Below are 13480 nucleotides of genomic sequence, written 5' to 3' on the forward strand. Positions count from 1 at the left end.
CCGCCACTGATAGTCAATTTCTTTCAACCCCACATTCGAGAAATTCGACATAGCTAAGAAAATTAAGGTCTTTGTCTTTCTCCCGCCTTTCTTACATCGTCTGTGAATCATGCAACGTTTCTCAGGCAGAACAGGTTGAAAACATCTCCCGGCTACCTCAATGCTCAGCAGCGCCAGCTGCTTCACCAACTCGCTCGCAGCTGGCTATGGCGCAGCGAACTGCCAACCTGGCTGCTGATTATTACTGTGTATGGCGGCTGGTTCGCCACGCTGATCCACTGGCAAACGCTGGGTTTACTGCCTGCAACCTTGCTGCTGATTTGGTTCACCGCTTGGTATATGTCGCTACAGCATGAGTTGATTCATGGCCATCCGACTCGCTGGCCACGCGTTAATCAGCTGTTTGGCATGCTGCCGCTGGCGGTCTGGTATCCGTTTGGTTTGTACCGCGATTCGCATCTGGCGCATCACCGTAACCACACGTTGACCGAGCCGGATGACGATCCTGAAACCTATTACTTTTCGCCGACGCGCTGGGCACAACTGCCGCGCTGGCAGCAACAGGTTATTCACCTGCGCAATACCTTTTTTGGTCGCCTGCTCATCGCCCCGCTGTTGGATGTGCTCGGCACGTTTAACGCGGTGTGGCTGGCGCTATACACTTTCAACCTGCCCGCGCTAGTGATGTGGGTGCTGCATTGGACGATGCTGGTAGCGCTGTTTAGCTGGATGGCGCAACAAGGATTTTCGCCGCTGTGGTTCATGGCGGCGGTGAGTTATCCGGCGCTGGCGCTGACCAAAGTGCGCTCTTTTCTTGAGCATCAAGCGGCGGAAGAACCGCTGGCGCGCTCGGTGAACAACGAAGCGGCGCTGGTCTGGCGAATTCTGTTTCTCAACCTGAACTATCATTCAGTGCATCACGATCTGCCAGGCGTGCCCTGGTATGGCCTGCGCCACCTGTATCTGCTTTACCGTGAAAGCTATCACCAGCGCAATCACGGTTTTCGCGTGGGCGGATACGCAGTGTGGTTGCGCCAGTTTTGGGCGAAACCGGTGGCTGTGAATGCTCATCCAGGACGACGTAGCGAGAAAAAGCATGACTGAACAGCTTTCATTGCCGATGTACGACATTGACCACGCCGCAACCCGGCAGTTGACGCAGGCGATTGCCGATTTGCTGGCACAGCGCGGCCTTGAAACGCAGATTATCTGGCCGGACAATCTGCTGGCACATTGGCAGGATCCGCGGCTGTTATTGAGCCAAACCTGTGGTTATCCGCTGGTCAGCAGCCTGCCCGACGTCAAGTTAGTGGGCGTATTCCACTCTACGGCAGCGGGGTGTGAAGGCGCATGCTATCGCAGCTTTTTAGTGGCGCGTGCTCAAGACAAAACCAAAACGCTGGCAGATTTTCACGGACGCCGCGCAGTCTGTAACAGCGCAGATTCTCACTCAGGCTATAACGCATTGCTCTATGTCGTGGCGCAGCAATCTGTCGCCTTTAAGCAGGTTATTTTCAGCGGCGGTCATCGCCTGTCGCTGGCGGCGCTGCGTAAGGGAGCAGCCGATCTTGCTGCCATCGATTGCGTAACCTGGGCTTTGCTGCAACGCTATGCACCGGAAGAGCAACATGGGCTGGCGATTATCGGGGAAACGCCCTTGTCGCCCGCGCTGCCGTTGATCACCTCAACTGCCACCTCAGACGCCACGCTGGCAGAGTTGCGCAGTGCGTTGGCAGCGTTGGTCAAGGATGAGAGGTATCGGGCGGTGTGTGCGGCTAATTTGATAAGTCACTTCAGTGAGGTCGATCGGCATTTTTATCACCCCGTGCAGGAATGGGAACAGGCCGCCGTCAGGCTTGGCGTTGCACAGCTATAACGCGGCTTCCCTGCCGCATTATGCTTATTTACGTGAGGCGATGATCGCGTCGGCAACCTGCCGTGGTGCCTGCGCGTAGTGATGGAATTCCATGCTGTAAGTTGCCCGGCCTTGCGTCAGCGAACGCACATTGGTCGAGTAGCCAAACATCTCAGACAGCGGCACTTCAGCGCGAATAATGCGCCCGCCAAAATGCTCATCCATGCCCTGTACTGCTCCACGACGAGAGGAGAGATCGCCCATAATGCCGCCCGCGTACTCTTCCGGTGTTTCCACCTCAACCTTCATGATCGGTTCAAGGATCACCGGATCGGCCAATTTTGCCCCGGCGCGGAAGCCCAAAATCGCGGCCATGCGGAACGCCATCTCAGACGAATCGACATCGTGGTAAGAACCAAACGTTAATGTCGCTTTGATATCCACAATCGGATAACCCGCCAGCACACCGCTGTTCAGCGCTTCGCGAATCCCCTTCTCAACGGAAGGAATGTATTCACGTGGCACTACACCGCCTTTGGTGGCATCGACAAAAGCAAAGCCGTTGCCCGCTGGTTGTGGTTCCAGGCTCAGCACCACGTGTCCATATTGCCCTTTACCGCCAGACTGACGCACAAATTTGCCTTCAATGTCATGTACCGCTTTGCGCAAGGTTTCACGGTAAGTGACCTGCGGACGGCCAATATTGGCTTCAACACCAAATTCCCGTTTCAGACGGTCAACGATGATTTCCAGATGCAGTTCGCCCATGCCAGAGATAATCGCCTGGCCCGACTCTTCATCAGTATGCAGGTGGAACGAAGGATCTTCTGCCGCCAGACGTTGCAGCGCGAGCCCCATTTTCTCCTGATCGACCTTGGTTTTTGGCTCGATCGACAGCGAAATCACCGGTTCCGGGAATTCCATCTGCTCAAGCGTAATGATCGCGTTGGGATCGCACAGCGTTTCGCCCGTGGTCGCCTCTTTCAATCCCACACACGCCGCAATGTCACCGGCACGAATCTCATCGATTTCGTGTCGGGCATTCGCATGCATCTGGACAATGCGACCGATGCGCTCCTTCTTGCCTTTTACCGCGTTATACACGCTGTCGCCTTTGCGCAGCACGCCTGAATAGACGCGCACAAAAGTCAGCTGCCCCACAAAAGGATCGCTCATTAATTTAAACGCCAGCGCTGAGAACGGTTCGTCATCGTCAGTGTGACGCTCAACGATCTTGCCATGTTCATCCACGCCTTGTACCGACGGAATATCGGCGGGCGACGGCATTAGCTCAATTACCGCATCCAGCATGCGCTGAACACCTTTGTTTTTGAACGCGCTGCCGCACAGCATCGGCTGAATCTCGCCAAGCAACGTGCGCTGACGAAGCCCTTCAATGACCTCTGTTTCACTGAGATCGCCCTTTTCCAGCCAGATTTCGGTCAGCGTTTCGTTGGCTTCCGCCGCAGCCGACACCATTTTCTCGCGCCAGACTTGCGCCTGTTCGCGCAACGATTCCGGGACGTCACCGTAGCTAAACGTCATGCCTTGCGTGGCATCATCCCAGTAAATCGCCTGCATTTTATTCAGGTCAACCACGCCGACAAAATGCTCTTCGCTGCCAATCGGAATCACAATCGGCACTGGATGCGCCTTAAGGCGATCCTGCATCATCTGCACAACGCGGAAAAAGTCTGCGCCCTGGCGATCCATTTTGTTAACGAAGGCTAAACGCGGTACGCGGTATTTATTGGCCTGACGCCAAACGGTTTCTGATTGCGGCTGTACGCCGCCTACCGCGTCGTAAACCATTACCGCGCCATCCAAAACGCGCATCGACCGTTCAACTTCGATGGTGAAATCAACGTGTCCGGGCGTGTCGATAATGTTGATGCGGTGCGGCTCAAAGCTGCCATTCATGCCAGGCCAGAAGCAACTCACCGCGGCGGATGTTATGGTGATGCCGCGTTCTTGCTCCTGCGCCATCCAGTCGGTTGTTGCAGCGCCATCGTGCACTTCCCCCAGCTTATGGCTCATTCCGGTATAAAACAAAATGCGCTCGGTGGTGGTGGTTTTACCGGCATCGATGTGCGCGGAGATGCCGATGTTGCGGTAACGTGCGAGTGGAAGGGGTCGGGGCATGATGCGTCCTTAGTCATTTTGACCATTAATGCGATGAGCACCATTTGCTCACCTGCGTCAGCAAGCTTAGACCAATGGTACGTATATATACGTACAGTTTGAGCTATAATTCATCAAATTTAGATCACTACACAGGAATTTATGATTGCGAATCACCCGGAAGCGGAGCAAATCCGCCTCGAGAATGTTTTGTTTGCATTAGGAAATCCGCTGCGACTGGAGATTGTGCAGACGCTGGCACGACAAGGTGAACAGCCTTGTGGCGCGTTGCGCGGCGAGGTAGCAAAATCGACCATGACGCATCATTGGCGCGTGCTGCGCGACAGCGGCGTGATCTGGCAACGACCGATGGGCCGGGAAAATCTGATTTCGTTACGACAGGACGATCTTGACCAGCGCTTTCCCGGCTTGCTCCAAACCTTGTTGACCGCCATCGCACATAATTAAGCATTTGATGGCTGGCAACCCTACGCGTCAGGTTTTAAGGTAAAGGTTTTCAGGCAAGGGAAAATAGCATGCGCATTCTGATTGTTGGGGCCGGCGCAACCGGCGGGTATTTTGGCGCACGTCTGGCGCAAGCGGGACAAGACGTGACGTTTCTGGTGCGTGAGCGCCGCTTGACTCAGCTGCGGGAGACCGGGCTGATTTTACAGACGCCGCAAGGCACTGAAACACTGCAACCGCAACTGGTGCAGGCCAGCTCTCTGGACGGATATTACGATCTAATCGTGATCACGGTGAAGAGTTTTGCTCTTGAGCAGGCGTTGGAGGATATCGCGCCAGCCGTTGGGCCTGACACGTTGATCATGCCGATTCTCAACGGAATGCGCCACATTGATACGCTGTGCGAGCACTTTGGCGCAGACAAGGTGATTGGCGGTTTGTGCAAAATCAACGCGACGCTAGGCAAAAATGGCGAAGTGGTACAGATGACCCCGCTTCACCAAATTTACTACGGCGCACTGGATGGCAACAATGATGCGCGGTTGCAGCGAATTGATGACGCCCTGCGAGAGAGCGTGGTGGAGACCTTTTTCACCGACAACATCATCAGCGAGCTGTGGGAAAAATGGCTGCTGTTGAGTACGCTTGGTGCGGTGTGCGCGCTGGCACGCGGCAACACGCAACAGGTTTTGCAATCTCAGGGCGGCGAAGCGCTGCTGCAGAGCATTTTTAGTGAGATTCTTGCGGTGATCAGCGCGGAAGGTTATCAACCGCGTCCAGCTATCACAGCGAAGATTTTTGAAGTATTGAGTAATCCTGCCACGCCAATGACCTCTTCAATGTACCGCGATTTGACGCAAGGTTTTGACATCGAAGCGGATCAAATCATTGGCGACCTGCTGTTACGCGCCAAACGCAACGGCATTAATGCGCCGTTGCTGAATGCGGTAAACGTCAATTTGCAGGTCTATTTACAGACTAAGCATCACGCACATTAACCGGTAAATTGTTAGCCTTTAACGGCTGATGCGTCCCTGAATATTAGGCAGATGCATCAGCCTTTGCCACGCGGCATCCACCTCATCTGGCATTTCAACCTCGCCGAAAAAGCCTTTGCCTCGCGGCCCATAACCTTGTTCGTCATTGCGTAAACGCTGCACTTCGCCCATCAGCAGCGAAAGAAAACGCTCCAGCGACCACAATCCCTGCGGTGGTGCGCCAATAATGCGCGCCATGCCCGCGTCAAGAATCAGCTGTGGCGTAAATACCGGCCAGTTGATGAACTGCGGCGCATCTGCACGATCGCGCCATTGCCAGCGGAATGTCGCATCCGTACGACGCTGCAACAGCGGATCCTGAATCAACACCACATGCTGCGGCTGAATATTTTTTTCATCCAGCAAACGCTGGCTGAATGCCGCGTTCTCGCCGCAGTTGCGCGAGGCACCTTCTAACAGCAACTGTTGATCCGTTAGTGCCGCGAAGGTGCGGGCAATGGCTGCCAGCATCTGCGCTTCGCCCATGTCCTGGGTATCAATTTGACGGTAAAACGGATGCGTTGCCATCGCTTCGGCTAATACCGGCGTGGCATGCCCTTTTCCTCCGCTGATCAAGAGAGGCAGATCAAATTTTTTCGCCAGCGCCACCGCACCTTCGATATTGGGTAACACCGAATGGCCGGCAAGAATAGCCAGATCAGCGCTGATTTCACCCTGATGCGGCATGTCATCAAGCGCCAGCCAGGCGGCAATCACGTTGATATCCTGAATTTCGTTGTCGCTGAGTTGCATATTTTTTCTCCTGTGCAGCGCGCAGTGTACCGCTCTCCCGGCATGCTGGCTGGAAAATTTGCTACACTCGCCGCTCTATCTTCAGGAGAGTTCAATGACTTCCCGCTCCGTGACCCTTGATGACGTGGCCCAACTGGCTGGCGTCTCCTATCAAACCGTTTCTCGCGTGCTTAATCGCTCTGAACAAGTTTCACCGCGCACGCGTGAAAAAGTCGAAGCGGCGATGCAGCAGCTTAATTATGTGCCGAACCGCGTGGCGCAACAGCTGGCGGGAAAAGCCACCCGCACGCTGGGGCTTGCCACCAGCGACTTAGCGTTAATGGCACCGGCACAGATTGCGTCTGCGATCCAGCAGCGTGCCGCAGCCGCCGGGTATCATTTGGTGATTGCCATGGACAGCGGCAATCAGGCGGAAGCCACGATAAATGAACTGCTGGCGCAGCGCGTTGATGGCTTGCTGATCAACCTACCGCTTAGCGCGCCACAGGCAGAGCAGATTCAAACGTTGTGCGGCGCAAAGCCGACGCTGTTTTTAGATGTTGAGCCGCAGGCGGCAGTGGCGCAGTGTCAGTATCCCAATGCTGCAGGTGCGCAAGCGGCAGTTGAATATTTAGTATCACTGGGACACCAGAAAATAGGTCTGCTGAACGGGCCGGAACAGTCGGTGTCGGCACGCCAGCGTGAAGCAGCGTGGATCGCCTCGCTGGCGACGCATCAGCTAACGCCACACTGCATACTGCGCGGTGACTGGAGCGCGCAATCGGGTTATCGGGCGTTGCTGGCTCAACTTCCCCACGATTTACCGCAAGCCTTGCTGGTGGCAAACGATCAAATGGCGCTGGGTGCGATGCGCGCGCTGCATCAGCATGGCGTCACTGTGCCTGGTGAAATATCCGTCATGGGCTACGACGATACAGTGGAAAGCGCGTGGTATCAGCCACCGCTGAGCACGGTACGTCAGGATTTACAGCGGCTGGGTGAAGTCAGCGTGGATCGATTGTTAGCGCAGCTGCGCGGAGAAGCACTGCCGATGGCAGAACTGAAAACCGCGTTGGTATTGCGGGAATCCACGGCTGCGCCAGGTAACGGCAAGCAGGATTTACCGGAAATGGCGCAGCAGTTGCAACAGATTGCGCGACGTCTGGCTGAGCACAAGGCATAAAAAAAGTGCCCGCTTGGGCACTTTTCAAGTCTGTAGGTGTTACATCGGCTTAATTTACTGCGCTTTCGGTTCGCCCATGCTTTTAATCTTTTTCGACAAATCACGACGTTCTTTCGACAGATCGGCGTTTTTAATGATGTATTCGTCAACGCGATCTTCATAGTCAACGCGCATGCTGGCGATGATTTCCTGAATCGCCTCAATGCTCATGCCGGGTTTAATGTATTCACTCAGGTTGTCCAACAGCAGCACACGCTTCTGGTTGTCACGAATTTTCTTTTCGTTGTCGTGAATTTCACGCTGCAGTTTGTTCTTGCGGCGGAACATACGTACGAACTCCAGTACGTCCTGAAATGATTGCTTGGCATTTTCCATGATGGCACCTTTCTTTGAGCCTGCTGTCGCAGGGAGAGAGTCAAAACGATCAGCTTAGCGGCTAGCCAGCCTTGTAAGCAATTTTCACAGCTAAATTCAGACTGGCTCTTATCTTAGCGCAAAGAAAGCGGGTTTCACATTAAGTCATTGTCTGAGGTGATTATTTGCGCAGCGCCAAACGCAGTAAATCATTCATCCTTTCCAGCTGTTTCGCCAGCTCCAGACTGATCCAGACGTAGCCGTAAATCGGCGTCTCCTCAATTCTTTCACTGCCTGCATCGGCAATTAACTGCTTCAATTCACGCGTAATCTCTGCCAGCTCATGACTGGTAGCGATCACCTCTTCGGTTTCACCGCATACCGCCAGGCGCGACAGCGCGCGCAGCGCGTTTTCCGTCATCTGCTGGGTGCGGCGTAACGTCGATGCGTTCAGTAAGATGAGATGGCTTTCACGCGATGCCCACCACGCGTTGATCTGCATTTCAACGGTGTACACCATATTACGGTTGATGGTTTGAATCGCTTCAAACACCGATTTGGGTATCCGCGTCTCTTTACTGGAAGGCTCCAGCAAGGCACGCATCTTGATAATAGTGGTGAGTAATTTTCCAAGCGGCTTATTCAGACGTGGTTTCTCAACCAGATTAGGCGAGAAACCGGCGTGATAAATAGTGGCGATCTTCTCCAGCGAATCTGACAGCTGAATGCGCCAGTGCATGTAGGCGCGCTGTGCCCAGATAGCGCTGAACAGCAGCGCCAGCAGCGACCCGAGAATCACATCGCCCCCGCGCCACAGCGCCACAGTGAAGTCACCCGCTGGAGCCCCCACCACTACGCTAAGCGTAATACCAATTAGCAACGCCATGTAAGGATGTTTACCCAGCGTGAGATAGCCGCAGACAAACATCACAACGCCGCACCAGACCAGCATCACCGGCAGTGAAACCAGCTCCAGCTTTAGCGCAATCAAACCCGATATTGACCCGGCAAAGGTGCCGCAGATGCGTTGTATGGCGCGCGGAAAAACGTTGCCCCACGTCGAGATAGGTCCCATCACCACCACTAAAGTGATCAGCGGCCAGGTTCCTTCAGGAATACCGGTCATGCGCACAAACAGAAAGGTCAGTAAAAAAGCGATAGCGATGCGCACGCCATGCACGCTGCGGTAATGGCGGTAGAACCAAAATTCGAGTTTCGATATGGGCTTATCAGGGCGCAAAACGGCTTTCCAGCTGTTGGATCATTTCGTGCCTTATTCTAACCCTTAGATTTGCTAAGGCTTAGCGACACTTCTACATTTCAAAACAGTTTTGACGTTTACTTACAATAATCAACAAACAGATTACAAACATAAACCAACCATAAAACAAACGAGTAACTGTTTATTTGAGTTTCATTTTTTATTTAACATTGATTAAGGAAGCATCATGAAAAAAAGAGCCAAAACCCTGCCGGGAGTCACGCGACGGCAAGTGTTGACGTGGTCTGCGCTAGGCGTTGCCGCCAGCGTGAGCCAGGCCGCCGATGCCGTGTCGTTGAAAGGATCGCCCGGCTGGACGCCGTTTAGTGACAACCCGCCCGAAACCTTTGATCAACAAGGATGGCTGTTTTTTACCGATGAAGAAGCCCGCACGGTAGAAGCGCTGGTAGACCGCTTGATCCCCAACGATGAACTGAGCATTGGCGGTAAAGAAGCGGGTTGTGCCGTGTTTATTGATCGCCAGCTCAAGGGGTCTTACGGCACGTTCGAGCGCCTCTACATGGAAGGCCCTTTCCAGAAAGGCACCAGCGAACAGGGCGACCAATCCGCTTTGGTGCCGCAGCAGCGTTATCGTCAAGGTTTAGCCGCACTCAATCGCTATGTGCAAACCACCTCGCAGAAAAACTTCGCTGACCTAACGCCAGAACAGCAAGACGCGCTGCTGCACGATATGGAAGCAGGTAAAGTGCATTTTGATGGGTTCGATGCCCAATCGCTGTTCCTGGAAGTGTTGAATAACACCATGGAAGGCTTTTTTGCCGACCCGATTTATGGCGGCAACAAAGAGATGGTGTCGTGGAAAATGCTGGGATTCCCAGGCGCGCGTTATGACTATCGCGACTATATCGAGCGACATAACGAAGACTTGCACCTTGAACCGATCAGCATTGCGCAATGGAAAGCGAAAGGATAAATCATGAAAAAATTGCCTAAAACAGACGTCGTAGTGATTGGACTCGGCTGGGCGGGTTCGATCATTGCCAATGAACTGGCGGATGAAGGACTGGACGTGATCGGTATTGAACGCGGGCCGTGGCGCGATACTGCACGCGATTTTAACATCGGCACCGTCACGGATGAGTTGCGCTATGTGATGCGCGAAGAGTTAATGCTGCGCACCAAACAAAATACCTGCACCATGCGCAATAATCCGTCACAAACGGCGTTACCGATGCGCACCTGGGGATCGTTTCACCCCGGCAACGGCACGGGCGGCGCGGGTAACCACTGGGCTGGGATTACCTTCCGCTTTCAGCCCCACGAGTTCCATCTTAAATCCTACCTGACCGATCGTTACGGCGCTGCCGCGATGCCTGATGAGCTGGTGCTGCAAGACTGGGGGACAACCTGGGAAGAGATGGAGCCGCATTATATGCAGTTCGAGCGTGTGGCAGGCACCTCAGGACGCGCAGGCAATATCAATGGCGACGTGCGCGAAGGCGGGAATCCGTTTGAAGGGCCGAGGTCGGGTGAATACCCTACGCCTCCGCTGCGCCAGCCTTATGGCCCAACGCTGTTTGCAGACGCCGCCAAAAATCTTGGCTATAAGCCTTTTCCGGTGCCCTCTTCGCTGGTTTCCGAAGCTTATACCAATCCCTATGGCGTCACGATGGGCCCGTGCACCTTCTGCGGCTTTTGTACCAACTACGGCTGCGCTAACTATTCAAAAGCCAGCGCCATTACCACGATATTGCCAGCGCTGATGCGTAAACCGAATTTCACCGCCTACACCAGCTGCGAAGTGTTGGAAGTGCTGACCGATTCCAGCGGTAAAAAAGCCACCGGCGTGACCTATATCGACTCTTCTGGCGATAAATGGGAGCAGCCTGCTGACGTTGTCATTGTCGCGGCCTTTACCTTTGAAAATGTGCGACTGATGCTGCTTTCTGGCATTGGCGAAGCCTACGATCCGGTCACTAATAAAGGCACTACCGGGCGCAACTACGCTTACCAAACCGCCAATGGCGTAACGCTGTTTTTTGATAACAAGAACTTCAACCCCTTTATCGGGGCGGGTGCGGTTGGCATGGGCATCGACGAGTTCAATAACGATAACTTCGATCACAGCGGGCTTGGCTTCTTTGGCGGCGGCAGTATTCGCGTCACGCCGATTGGTGCCGCGCCGATTGGTAATCGGCCTTTACCGCCCAACACGCCGAAGTGGGGATCGAAGTGGAAGCAGACGCTGAAAGATAACTACCTCAGCACCATGTCGATTGGCTGTGAAGCCAGCAGCTACACCACGCGCACCAACTATTTGTCGCTGGATCCCAACTACAAAGATCCGCATGGTCGCCCGCTGCTGCGCATCACCTTCGACTTTGCGCAAAACGACCTGAAGATGGCGCAGTACTGCACCAACAAGGTAGCGGAGATTGCTAAGTCGATGAACCCGCGTGAAATGATCGTCAAGCCGATGACCGGACACTGGAGCAGCGTGCCGTATCAATCTTCCCACGTGGTCGGTGGATTCATCATGGGTGCCGATCCGCGCACCAGCTCGGTGAACAAACATCTGCAAGTGTGGGATGTCCCGAATCTGTTTGTGGTGGGCGCCTCGGCTTTTCCGCAGAATCCCGGTTACAACCCCACTGGCACCGTCGGCGCGCTGGCTTTCAAAGCGGCCCACGATATTCGTCAGCACTATTTAAAACGTCCGGGGGAGATGATCAGCGCATGAAAACATCACCGCTTCTCTCCGCCGCTGCCTTGCTGATGGCGCTGAGCTTTAATACCCAGGCGCAGCCGGAGTATGATCAAATCGCCCGTGGCAATTACATCGCCACATTAGGCGATTGTACGGCGTGCCACACCAGCAATGAACAACAGCCTTTTGCCGGTGGCGTAAAGTTACAAACGCCGTTTGGTGTACTGGTGGGCGCTAACATCACACCAGACCGCGAAACCGGCATTGGTAACTGGAGCTACGATGATTTTCGTCGCGCCATGAATGAAGGTGTAGGTCACAACGGTAAACGCTTGTATGGCGCAATGCCGTTTACTGCCTACACCAAAATGTCGGAAAAGGATTTGCAAGATTTGTGGGCATGGATGCAAACGCTGCAACCGATCGATCATCCGGTTGAAACCAATCAATTGCCCTTTCCGTTCAACATCCGCACCAGTTTGCTGTTCTGGAACTGGATCAACTTTACCCAGGGTGAGTTCAAGCCCGATCCGAACAAGTCAGCGGAATGGAATCGCGGCGCGTATCTGGTGGAAGGGCTGGGCCATTGCGGCACCTGTCATACGTCGAAAAATCTGTTAGGCGGAGACAAAAGTGATCTGCTCGGCGGCGAAGTGGTTGAAGGCTGGTATGCGCCCAACCTTACCGCTAGCGATCACCGCGGTTTAGGTAAGTGGACACAGCAGGATATTGTCAGTTACTTGCGTACCGGCGTGAATCGTTATGATATTGCTTCCGGGCCGATGGCCGATGCGGTGCGCCACTCCACGCAACACTGGCATGAAGAGGATCTCAATGCGGTTGCGGTTTACCTGAAAGAAGGTGAGAAAAGCGACGAGGAGAAACCTGAGCCGCTGGCGGCAAGTGATGCACGCATGAAAATGGGTGCCACTATTTACGAAGCCAAATGTTCAGCCTGTCACAGCCCTGGCGGGCGTGGTGAGAAAAATATCTTCCCGCAACTGGCAGATAATCCACTGCTTAATCAAGCGGATGCTACCTCACTGATGCGCGTAGTGCTCGCAGGAAGCCGTGGCGTAGAGACCGATGTCCGTCCAACTGCACCTGCAATGCCCGCGTTTGCCGGAACCTTAAGCGATGAGAATATCGCAGCGGTGCTGACTTACATTCGCAACAGCTGGGGTAATGCTGCGTCGCCGGTCGATGCCGGAGACGTTAAAAAGATGAAGGAGAGCTTGCAATAACCGCAAGTAATAACCTGAAAGCGCAATATAAGAAGGGCAGCCGTTTGGCTGCCCTTTTACATTATCTTCACTAAATTATTTTTTAACCGGAATGTAGAGATCAACGTCCCAGACGCCGCTTTGCGAACCATCGTTAAGATAGTGATCAAAACAAGGACGATCATCTACCTGCCAGCCGCTGGTCGGCAACCATTGCTCAAACAGTGTCAGCCAGTGTTTAGCAAAGTCGCCGTCTTCCACAATCACGCGCGCCACCGCATATTTGCCCCCCGCCAGCACGCCTTTGTGCGGTCCATTTTCAGCGGCTGGCAGCAAATCGAAATCAGCCTCTACACCAATCACGGTATCGATTTCCAACTGCGATGCCGCAACTTTATTGGGATTACCGTGGTAAATCCCCATCCATTCGCCGCTGATCCCTTGCTGCCCGGCCCATGCCGTTAAGCGTGTAAATCCTTCTGGCGCGGTCTCTTCAAAAGGCCCAACCAGGTGAAAACCGACCCAAGGCGTTGCGGTACGTTCTACAATTTTAACGTCCATCTCCTCTCCTCTGTTTGTGG

Annotated in this window: 13 protein-coding genes; 8 read left to right on the forward strand and 5 right to left on the reverse strand. The window is 54.0% G+C overall.

The annotated features are described in order from the left end of the window. The first annotated feature begins 135 nt into the window (after positions 1-135). Together ACF2G4_RS07575 and ACF2G4_RS07580 are read left to right on the forward strand one after the other, a co-directional pair. Positions 136-1104: a fatty acid desaturase gene (locus ACF2G4_RS07575; protein WP_409075794.1), complete on the forward strand. Its 969-nt coding sequence runs from the start codon at positions 136-138 to the stop codon at positions 1102-1104. After that, on the forward strand, positions 1097-1876 hold the full coding sequence (locus ACF2G4_RS07580) for a phosphate/phosphite/phosphonate ABC transporter substrate-binding protein (protein ID WP_409075795.1): 780 nt from the start codon (positions 1097-1099) through the stop codon (positions 1874-1876). The genes ACF2G4_RS07575 and ACF2G4_RS07580 overlap by 8 nt, the downstream gene beginning before the upstream one ends. Before the next feature lie 24 nt (positions 1877-1900). Here the strand turns inward: ACF2G4_RS07580 and fusA are convergent, their stop codons facing one another. Then, positions 1901-3997, reverse strand: a complete 2097-nt coding sequence (gene fusA / locus ACF2G4_RS07585; protein ID WP_332627155.1) for an elongation factor G — start codon at positions 3995-3997, stop codon at positions 1901-1903. A gap of 141 nt (positions 3998-4138) precedes the next feature. Between fusA and ACF2G4_RS07590 the strand changes: the two genes are divergently transcribed. Beyond that, positions 4139-4444, forward strand: a complete 306-nt coding sequence (locus tag ACF2G4_RS07590) for a helix-turn-helix transcriptional regulator (protein WP_215846435.1) — start codon at positions 4139-4141, stop codon at positions 4442-4444. Positions 4445-4512: 68 nt separating this feature from the next. After that, positions 4513-5439, forward strand: coding sequence for a ketopantoate reductase family protein (locus ACF2G4_RS07595; RefSeq protein ID WP_332627156.1), 927 nt, complete (start codon positions 4513-4515; stop codon positions 5437-5439). Between the two features lie 18 nt (positions 5440-5457). Here ACF2G4_RS07595 and ACF2G4_RS07600 read toward each other — a convergent pair whose 3' ends face one another. Next, complete coding sequence (locus ACF2G4_RS07600) at positions 5458-6231, reverse strand: YdcF family protein (protein WP_243077622.1); 774 nt, start codon at positions 6229-6231, stop codon at positions 5458-5460. A gap of 94 nt (positions 6232-6325) precedes the next feature. Between ACF2G4_RS07600 and ACF2G4_RS07605 the strand changes: the two genes are divergently transcribed. Further along, positions 6326-7393, forward strand: coding sequence for a LacI family DNA-binding transcriptional regulator (locus tag ACF2G4_RS07605; protein WP_409075796.1), 1068 nt, complete (start codon positions 6326-6328; stop codon positions 7391-7393). A 54-nt stretch (positions 7394-7447) separates the two neighbouring features. Here ACF2G4_RS07605 and tmaR read toward each other — a convergent pair whose 3' ends face one another. Together tmaR and ACF2G4_RS07615 are read right to left on the reverse strand one after the other, a co-directional pair. Beyond that, the gene (gene tmaR, locus ACF2G4_RS07610) at positions 7448-7768 is read right to left on the reverse strand and encodes a PTS system regulator TmaR (protein WP_215846430.1); all 321 of its coding nucleotides are present in this window, start codon (positions 7766-7768) and stop codon (positions 7448-7450) included. Between the two features lie 160 nt (positions 7769-7928). Next, entirely contained in the window at positions 7929-8987 is a 1059-nt protein-coding gene (locus tag ACF2G4_RS07615) for an FUSC family protein (protein WP_409075797.1), read from the reverse strand. 208 nt (positions 8988-9195) lie between these two features. Between ACF2G4_RS07615 and ACF2G4_RS07620 the strand changes: the two genes are divergently transcribed. From ACF2G4_RS07620 to ACF2G4_RS07630, 3 genes are read left to right on the forward strand one after another with little or no spacing between them, the layout of a single operon-like run. After that, entirely contained in the window at positions 9196-9942 is a 747-nt protein-coding gene (locus tag ACF2G4_RS07620) for a gluconate 2-dehydrogenase subunit 3 family protein (RefSeq protein WP_332627159.1), read from the forward strand. Further along, a complete protein-coding gene (locus tag ACF2G4_RS07625; RefSeq protein ID WP_409075962.1) occupies positions 9943-11709 on the forward strand; it encodes a GMC family oxidoreductase in 1767 nt (588 codons plus the stop codon). Further along, positions 11706-12920 carry a c-type cytochrome gene (locus ACF2G4_RS07630; RefSeq protein WP_409075798.1) on the forward strand — a complete coding sequence of 405 codons (1215 nt, stop codon included), beginning with the start codon at positions 11706-11708 and terminating at the stop codon, positions 12918-12920. The genes ACF2G4_RS07625 and ACF2G4_RS07630 overlap by 4 nt, the downstream gene beginning before the upstream one ends. A gap of 75 nt (positions 12921-12995) precedes the next feature. Here ACF2G4_RS07630 and ACF2G4_RS07635 read toward each other — a convergent pair whose 3' ends face one another. Then, positions 12996-13460 carry a GyrI-like domain-containing protein gene (locus ACF2G4_RS07635; protein ID WP_409075799.1) on the reverse strand — a complete coding sequence of 155 codons (465 nt, stop codon included), beginning with the start codon at positions 13458-13460 and terminating at the stop codon, positions 12996-12998. Positions 13461-13480: the final 20 nt, after the last annotated feature.

It is taken from the genome of Pantoea phytostimulans (assembly GCF_046118715.1).
In the GTDB taxonomy this organism is placed as follows: Bacteria; Pseudomonadota; Gammaproteobacteria; order Enterobacterales; family Enterobacteriaceae; genus Pantoea; species Pantoea phytostimulans.

What these genes read in the sequence shown, in the direction of transcription:
- ACF2G4_RS07580 (WP_409075795.1), top strand. Translation starts at nt 1,097, where the DNA reads ATGACTGAACAGCTTTCATTGCCGATGTACGACATTGACCACGCCGCA.
- fusA (WP_332627155.1), bottom strand. Translation starts at nt 3,997, where the DNA reads ATGCCCCGACCCCTTCCACTCGCACGTTACCGCAACATCGGCATCTCC.
- ACF2G4_RS07590 (WP_215846435.1), top strand. Translation starts at nt 4,139, where the DNA reads ATGATTGCGAATCACCCGGAAGCGGAGCAAATCCGCCTCGAGAATGTT.
- ACF2G4_RS07595 (WP_332627156.1), top strand. Translation starts at nt 4,513, where the DNA reads ATGCGCATTCTGATTGTTGGGGCCGGCGCAACCGGCGGGTATTTTGGC.
- ACF2G4_RS07600 (WP_243077622.1), bottom strand. Translation starts at nt 6,231, where the DNA reads ATGCAACTCAGCGACAACGAAATTCAGGATATCAACGTGATTGCCGCC.
- ACF2G4_RS07605 (WP_409075796.1), top strand. Translation starts at nt 6,326, where the DNA reads ATGACTTCCCGCTCCGTGACCCTTGATGACGTGGCCCAACTGGCTGGC.
- tmaR (WP_215846430.1), bottom strand. Translation starts at nt 7,768, where the DNA reads ATGGAAAATGCCAAGCAATCATTTCAGGACGTACTGGAGTTCGTACGT.
- ACF2G4_RS07620 (WP_332627159.1), top strand. Translation starts at nt 9,196, where the DNA reads ATGAAAAAAAGAGCCAAAACCCTGCCGGGAGTCACGCGACGGCAAGTG.
- ACF2G4_RS07630 (WP_409075798.1), top strand. Translation starts at nt 11,706, where the DNA reads ATGAAAACATCACCGCTTCTCTCCGCCGCTGCCTTGCTGATGGCGCTG.
- ACF2G4_RS07635 (WP_409075799.1), bottom strand. Translation starts at nt 13,460, where the DNA reads ATGGACGTTAAAATTGTAGAACGTACCGCAACGCCTTGGGTCGGTTTT.